This is a genomic window from Streptomyces hygroscopicus subsp. hygroscopicus (assembly GCF_001553455.1).
GTDB lineage: Bacteria > Actinomycetota > Actinomycetes > Streptomycetales > Streptomycetaceae > Streptomyces > Streptomyces hygroscopicus.
The window spans coordinates 1-6,639 of the sequence record NZ_BBOX01000560.1 but is presented as its reverse complement, the minus strand read 5'-3'; the positions used below and the strand labels follow the sequence as shown (position 1 = coordinate 6,639).

Sequence of the window (6,639 nt, the reverse complement as noted above, 5' to 3'; positions counted from 1 at the left end):
CGTACGCGGAGCGGGACGGCGCCTCCGGGGGAGTGGCGGTGAAGCTGCCGCAGGCCCCGGTGGAGAAGGAGGCCAGGGCCCCGGGCAGCGTCGCCGGGATCGCCGCCCGTTCGCTGCCGGGCGTGGTGACCATCCATGTGCGCGGCGGTTCGGAGGAGGGCACCGGCACCGGCTTCGTCCTCGACAAGCGGGGCCACATCCTCACCAACAACCATGTCGTGGAGCCCGCCGGGACGGGCGGCGACATATCGGTGACCTTCAACAGCGGGCAGGACGCCGACGCCGAGATCATCGGCCGCGACGCCGGCTACGACCTCGCGGTGATCAAGGTCAACCGCGTCTCCGGGCTCACCCCGCTGCCGCTGGGCAACTCCGACTCGGTGCGCGTCGGCGACCCCGTCGTGGCCATCGGAGCCCCGTTCGACCTGGCGGGCACGGTCACCTCCGGGATCATCAGCGCCAAGGAGCGTCCCATCACCGCGGGCGGTGAGGAGGAGGACGGCAGCGACGTCAGCTATGTCGACGCGCTGCAGACCGACGCCCCGATCAACCCGGGCAACTCCGGCGGCCCCCTGGTGGACAGCAGGGGGCGGGTCATCGGGATCAACAGCGCGATCCGGGCGGCCGACGACGGCTCGGGCCTCGGCGGCGGTCAGGGCGGCAGCATCGGCCTGGGCTTCGCCATCCCGATCAACCAGGGCAAGCGGGTCGCCGAGGAGCTGATCAACACCGGCAGGGCCACCCATCCGGTGATCGGCGTCACGCTCGACATGGCCTACACCGGGGACGGCGCCCGGGTGAACACCGAGAGCGCGGGCGGCGGCGAGCCGGTCACCCCGGGCGGCCCCGGCGACAAGGCGGGGATCGAGGCCGGGGACGTGATCACGGAGGTGGACGGCGTCCGGGTGCACAGCGGACAGGAGCTGATCGTGAAGATCCGCAGCCACCGCCCCGGGGACCGGCTCCGGCTCACCGTCGAGCGCGACGGCGGGGAACACACCGCGGAGCTGACCCTGGGCTCGGCGAGCAGCGACTGACGCCCGATGTTGGTCCGGGCGTCTCCCGCGCCGCCCCCGCCGCCAGGTACCGTGTTGGATGGCCCAGGCCGGGACCACAGACGTCTTGAGGAGCTGCAAGGTGTTGGACATAGGACCTCTCGAGCTTGTCGCGCTCGTTGTCCTTGCGGTGATCATCTTCGGCCCGGACAAGCTGCCGAAGGTGGTGCGGGACGTGTCGCGGTTCATCCGGAAGGTCCGGGAGTTCTCCGACAGCGCCAAGGAGGACATCCGCTCGGAGCTGGGGCCGGAGTTCAAGGACTTCGAGTTCGAGGACCTCAATCCCAAGACGTTCGTGCGCAAACACGTGCTGGACTCCGATGAGCTGGGCCTGAAGGAGATCCGCAACGGTTTCGACCTCCGCAAGGAGATGGCGGAGGTCGCCGACTCGGTGCACGGCCGGGAGAGTGATCCGCCGCAGGGCTCTTCAGGCGCCTCCGGCGCCACCCCGCCGTCCCTGTCCAAGGGCGACTCCAGCACGCCTGACCTGCTGCGCAAGCGCGAGGAACCGCGGCGCGACGAGCGCCCGCCGTTCGACTCCGACGCCACTTGATCCCCCCGTATGTCCGGGCTGGTTGACCCGTATGGCTATCCTCCCCTTGTCCGGGGTGAGGGTCGCCCGAGGGGGGCGGGCCGCCCACGACGCAGGGCAACGAGGAGGCCGCGCGCACATGGAGACCACGGGTCGGCTAGGGGCACAAGGGGTGGCCGCGACCGCGCAGGGGATGCCCGCCGACACCCGGCGGAGCGTCGACGGCTATCTGAAGGCGGCCTTCCCCTGGTACGGGCTTGACGAGGCGTTCACCGGCCCCCGCTGGCTGATGGAGGTGGGCGCGGCGGCCGACGGCATCGTCGAGTACGGCTCGACCGGCCACGGCGAGGAGCCGTCGCTGCGCGTCGAGACCGAGATGGACCAGCAGCGCTTCACGGTGGTCGTCACCGTCGCCGGCCGCCCCGGACGGGACAGCGCCGACGGCACCGGCAAGCTGGAGGCCACCTCGGTCTCCTCCGCCGCCTGGCTGGCCGGCTCCGGTCTGTTGTCGTGCACCTGGCCGACCCGGATGGAGCGGACGCTGCGCCAGGACTGGCTGGACCAGCAGACCGCGATCGCCTGGGAGCTGGCGGACGACCTGGAGGGCGAGGGCTGGTCGCAGCTGTCCCTCCCGGTGGACGGGGTGCCGGAGACCTTCCACTACCGGGAGTCGGAGTACGGCTGGGTGCTGGCCGGATCGGCGGGCGAGAGGGTCCACATCGGCGCGTACGGCCGCGGGATGAGCGCGTACGGGCTGGGCTTCGCGGTGGTCAAGGACATCACCCGGTACGACGGATAAGAGCGGTACGCGGCTCAGGGGCGGCCTCCTCGGGAAGCCGCCCCTGAGCCACGGGCCGAAGCCGAGCGCGTGGGCTCAGAACTTGTTGCGCGGGGTGACGCCCAGCGACATGCCCGCGAGTCCGCGCCGGCGTCCGCCGATCTTGCCCGCGATCGCCTTGAGCGCGCTGCCCGCCGGGGAGTCGGGGTCGGTCAGCACGACCGGCTTCCCCTCGTCGCCGCCCTCGCGCAGCCGTACGTCGATCGGGATGGCGCCCAGCACCGGCACCGTCGTGCCGGTGGTCCGGCTGAGCCCGTCGGCGACCAGCTGGCCACCGCCGGTGCCGAAGACGTCGACCATCTCGTCGCAGTGCGGGCAGGGCAGCCCGGACATGTTCTCCACCACGCCGACGATCTTCTGATGGGTCTGGACGGCGATCGCGCCGGCCCGCTCGGCCACCTCGGCGGCGGCCTGCTGCGGCGTGGTGACGACCAGGATCTCGGCGTTGGGCACCAGCTGGGCGACGGAGATCGCGATGTCGCCGGTGCCCGGCGGCAGGTCGAGCAGCAGCACGTCGAGGTCGCCCCAGTAGACATCGGCCAGGAACTGCTGGAGCGCGCGGTGCAGCATCGGTCCGCGCCAGACCACCGGCGCGTTCCCCGGGGTGAACATCCCGATGGAGATCACCTTCACGCCGTTCGCCGACGGCGGCATGATCATGTTCTCGACCTGGGTGGGCCGTCCGTCGGCGCCCAGCATGCGGGGCACCGAGTGGCCGTAGATGTCGGCGTCCACCACGCCGACCTTGAGGCCGTCGGCGGCCATCGCGGCGGCCAGGTTGACCGTCACCGACGACTTGCCGACCCCGCCCTTGCCGGAGGCCACCGCGTACACCCGGGTCAGCGAGCCCGGCTTGGCGAAGGGCACCTCACGCTCGGCCTGGCCACCGCGCAGCGAGGCGGCCAGCTCCCGCCGCTGCTCATCGCTCATCACCTCGAGGCCGACCGTGACACCGGTCACGCCCTCGACCCCGGCGACCGCCGTCCGCACGCTGCTGGTGATGGTGTCCCGCATCGGGCAGCCGGAGACCGTGAGGTAGACCACCACCGCGACCGAGCCGTCCGCCGCGATCTCGACGGATTTGACCATGCCGAGCTCGGTGATCGGCTTGTGGATCTCCGGGTCGTTGACCGTCGCGAGCGCGGCGCGTACCGCGTCTTCGCTCGGCGCTGGGAGGGTGTCGGTAGCCATACGGAGATGGTACGGCGCCGTGGGCGGGGGCGGACGGCCGTCAGCGGTCGCGTTCCTCACTCGGCCGCGGGTCGCCGTGGCCGCCCGCCCGCGGCGCGGTCCGCCCGCCGTCCGGCTCCCGGCGCAGCTCCTCCAGCTGGGCGCGGAGCCAGTCGCGGGTGGCGACCTCGCCCAGGCCCGTCCGCAGCGCCGCGATCTCCCGGGTGAGGAACTCGGTGTCGGCGATGGACCGCTCGTTCTGCTTGCGGTCCCGTTCGAGGTTGACGCGGTCGCGGTCGGCCTGCCGGTACTGGGCCAGCAGGATCAGCGGGGCGGAGTAGGACGCCTGGAGCGAGAGCATCAGCGTCAGGAAGATGAACGGGAAGGGGTCGAACCGCAGCCGCGGCGGCGCCAGGATGTTCCAGGCCAGCCAGAGGGCGACGAACACCGTCATCCAGGCGATGAACCGCCCGGTGCCCAGGAAGCGCGCGATCCGCTCCGACGCCTTGCCGAACGCCTCGGGGTCCCAGCGCGGCAGCGGACTGCGGCGGCGCGCCCGGGGGCGGTCCAGCCGGCTGCCGTCACCGTCCATCGGCGGTCCCCGGCAGGGCCGTCCCGGCGTACAGCTCGCGCTCCCGCCAGTCGGACGGCAGCAGATGGTCCAGCACGTCGTCGACCGTCACCGCGCCCAGCAGGGAGCCGGTCTCGTCCACCACGGGCGCCGCCAGCAGGTTGTAGGTGGCCAGATGGCCGGCGACGACGGGCAGCGGGGTGTCCGGCGGCAGCGGTGGCAGATCGGTGTCGACGGACGCGCCGACGAGGGTGAACGGTGGGTCGCGCAGCAGCCGTTGGAAGTGGATGATGCCCAGGTAGCGTCCGGTGGGCGTCTGGTCGGGCGGGCGGCACACGTACACCTGGGCGGCGAGCGCGGGCGTCAGGTCCTGTTCGCGCACCCGGGCGAGGGCGTCCGCGACGGTGGCGTCCGGGCGCAGCACGATCGGCTCGGTCGTCATCAGACCGCCCGCCGACCCCTCCTCGTACGACATCAGCCGCCGCATGTCCGCCGCGTCGCGGGGGCGCATCAGGCCCAGCAGCCGCTCCTTGTCCGGTTCGGGCAGCTCGGAGAGCAGATCGGCCGCGTCATCGGGGTCCATGGCCTCCAGGACGTCGACCGCGCGCTCCTCCTCCAGCTTGCCGAGGATCTCCACCTGGTCGTCGTCGGGCAGCTCCTCCAGGACGTCCGCGAGCCGCTCGTCGTCCAGGGCCGCCGCCACCTCGCCCCGGCGCTTGGCGGACAGGTGGTGCAGCACATTGGCCAGGTCGGCGGGGCGCAGCTGCTCGAAGGTGGCCAGCAGGTTCTCCGCGCCCTGCCCCTGCTCCTCCAGCGAGAAGCCGGTGACCGCCGACCAGTCCACGGTCAGCGTCTCGCCGCGGCGGCGCAGCGCGCCGGCCTTGCCGCGGCGTATGAAGACCTTGTCGATCTCCCACTCCCGGCGCGCGGGCAGCCGTGTCATCGACACGTCGAGGACGGTCACCGGCTCCTCGGTCTCGACCATCCGCACCGTGCGGTCGAGCAGTTCGCCGAGGACCAGGGTCTCGGTGGGGCGCTGTTCGAAGCGGCGCATGTTGAGCACTCCGGTGATGATGACCTGGCCGGACTCCACACCGGTCACCCGCGTCATGGGCAGGAAGATCCGGCGGCGGCCCACCACCTCGACCACCAGCCCGAGCACCCGCGGCGGGCGGCCGGCCAGCCGCAGCATCGCCACGACATCGCGCACCCGCCCCACCTGGTCGCCGCCCGGATCGAAGACGGCGATGCCCGCGAGGTGCGAGACGAAGACCCGGGGACCACCTGCCGGCATGTCCCGCCTCCCCTCATATGTGGGGTTTCCTGGCTGTTCCAGGCAATGATCCGCTCTTCACCGGGTTCAGGCTAACGTGCCCGCCCCTGCCCTGCCGCCGGGCGAGGGAGGTGCGGCACCCGGCGGACACCGCCGGGCGGCACCGGTACGCTGCCCTACTGCACCGGCATCAGGAGGCAGAGCGGACGTGCGCACCCGGAACAGGGCTGTCGTTGCGGCGATGTGCGCGGGTTTGGCCGCCACGCTCGCCGCGTGTGGCGGCGGTGGGGAGAAGGACCCCGACGCGGGCACGAACGGCGTGGGGAAGCTCCCCGCCACGAAGATCGAGGACAGAGCCCGCAAGGCGGCCGGAAGCGCGAATTCCGTGCGGCTCTCCGGCAACCTCGTCACCAAGGGCGTCACCTACACGCTCGACATGCGGCTCAAGGCCGACGGCGGCACGGGCCAGGTCTCCACCAAGGACTCCAGCTTCGAGCTGCTGCGCGTCGGCGAGGAGCTCTACCTCAAGGCCGACGCGGGCTTCTGGTCGCACGGCGCCGAAGGCGCGGGGGACAGCGGCGGGGGCGCGGACACCGCGGCCGGCAAGCTCGACAACAAGTATGTGAAGGTCCCCTCCGGCGACCCCTCCTACCAGCGGCTCAGCGGTTTCACCGATATGAGCCTGCTGCTCGACGGGCTGCTCGGACTGCACGGCGAGATCACCACGGGCGACCACGGCCAGGTGGGCGGCGTGCGGACGATCCGCATCAGCGCCGGCAAGGCCGGCGAGGGAGGGTCGCTCGACGTCTCCCTGGAGGGCCGGCCCTATCCGCTGCGGCTGCGGCGGGCGGGCGGCGCGGGCGTGATCCGGCTCGCGGACTGGAACAAGGACTTCACGCTCACCGCCCCGGAGAAGGGCCACGTCCTGGACTACGGGCAGCAGCTCCCGACGACGCCCTGACCCTCAGCCCTTACCGGCGCGCTTCTGGTCGGCGCGCTTCTGGCCGGCGCGCTTCGTGCGGCGGGCGAGGAGCTTGGGGAGAGCCGCCGGGACCGGGCGGCGGGTCGTCGCCGGGGACGGCAGCGGAGCCGCCGCCAGGGAGCCCGTGGGGTGCTCGGCGAGCGCCCCGGGGGCGGGCTCCAGCCGCAGCACCCGGCATTCGCGGGCCCAGCGCTCCGCGATGTGGTCGGCGTCCGCCG

General features: G+C 72.5%; 7 protein-coding genes and 1 pseudogene. 4 read left to right on the top strand and 4 right to left on the bottom strand.

Translation table 11 applies throughout. The features are described 5' to 3' along the window. The 3 genes from AXW62_RS38600 to AXW62_RS38590 form a co-directional block, all read left to right on the top strand. The coding region (locus AXW62_RS38600) for a S1C family serine protease (protein ID WP_159061080.1) at positions 1-1,037 on the top strand (1,037 nt) is incomplete at its 5' end. 58 nt (positions 1,038-1,095) lie between these two features. Continuing rightward, positions 1,096-1,608, top strand: coding sequence for a sec-independent translocase (locus AXW62_RS38595; protein ID WP_060948452.1), 513 nt, complete (start codon positions 1,096-1,098; stop codon positions 1,606-1,608). 118 nt (positions 1,609-1,726) lie between these two features. Next, the gene (locus AXW62_RS38590) at positions 1,727-2,386 is read left to right on the top strand and encodes a hypothetical protein (protein WP_060948451.1); all 660 of its coding nucleotides are present in this window, start codon (positions 1,727-1,729) and stop codon (positions 2,384-2,386) included. Between the two features lie 75 nt (positions 2,387-2,461). Here AXW62_RS38590 and AXW62_RS38585 read toward each other — a convergent pair whose 3' ends face one another. The 3 genes from AXW62_RS38585 to AXW62_RS38575 are packed head-to-tail and all read right to left on the bottom strand — an operon-like array spanning position 2,462 to position 5,460. Next, complete coding sequence (locus tag AXW62_RS38585) at positions 2,462-3,616, bottom strand: Mrp/NBP35 family ATP-binding protein (RefSeq protein WP_030822838.1); 1,155 nt, start codon at positions 3,614-3,616, stop codon at positions 2,462-2,464. A gap of 40 nt (positions 3,617-3,656) precedes the next feature. After that, a complete protein-coding gene (locus AXW62_RS38580; protein ID WP_060948450.1) occupies positions 3,657-4,187 on the bottom strand; it encodes a DUF1003 domain-containing protein in 531 nt (176 codons plus the stop codon). Then, positions 4,177-5,460: a magnesium transporter MgtE N-terminal domain-containing protein gene (locus AXW62_RS38575; protein WP_060948449.1), complete on the bottom strand. Its 1,284-nt coding sequence runs from the start codon at positions 5,458-5,460 to the stop codon at positions 4,177-4,179. The genes AXW62_RS38580 and AXW62_RS38575 overlap by 11 nt, the downstream gene beginning before the upstream one ends. Positions 5,461-5,680: 220 nt before the next feature. Here AXW62_RS38575 and AXW62_RS38570 point away from each other — a divergent pair, with 220 nt between their 5' ends. Further along, entirely contained in the window at positions 5,681-6,400 is a 720-nt protein-coding gene (locus AXW62_RS38570; protein WP_252368893.1) for a hypothetical protein, read from the top strand. A 3-nt stretch (positions 6,401-6,403) separates the two neighbouring features. On the opposite strand, the pseudogene AXW62_RS38565 reads toward AXW62_RS38570, so the two are convergent. Then, a pseudogene (locus tag AXW62_RS38565) lies at positions 6,404-6,639 on the bottom strand (hypothetical protein); the annotation flags it as partial.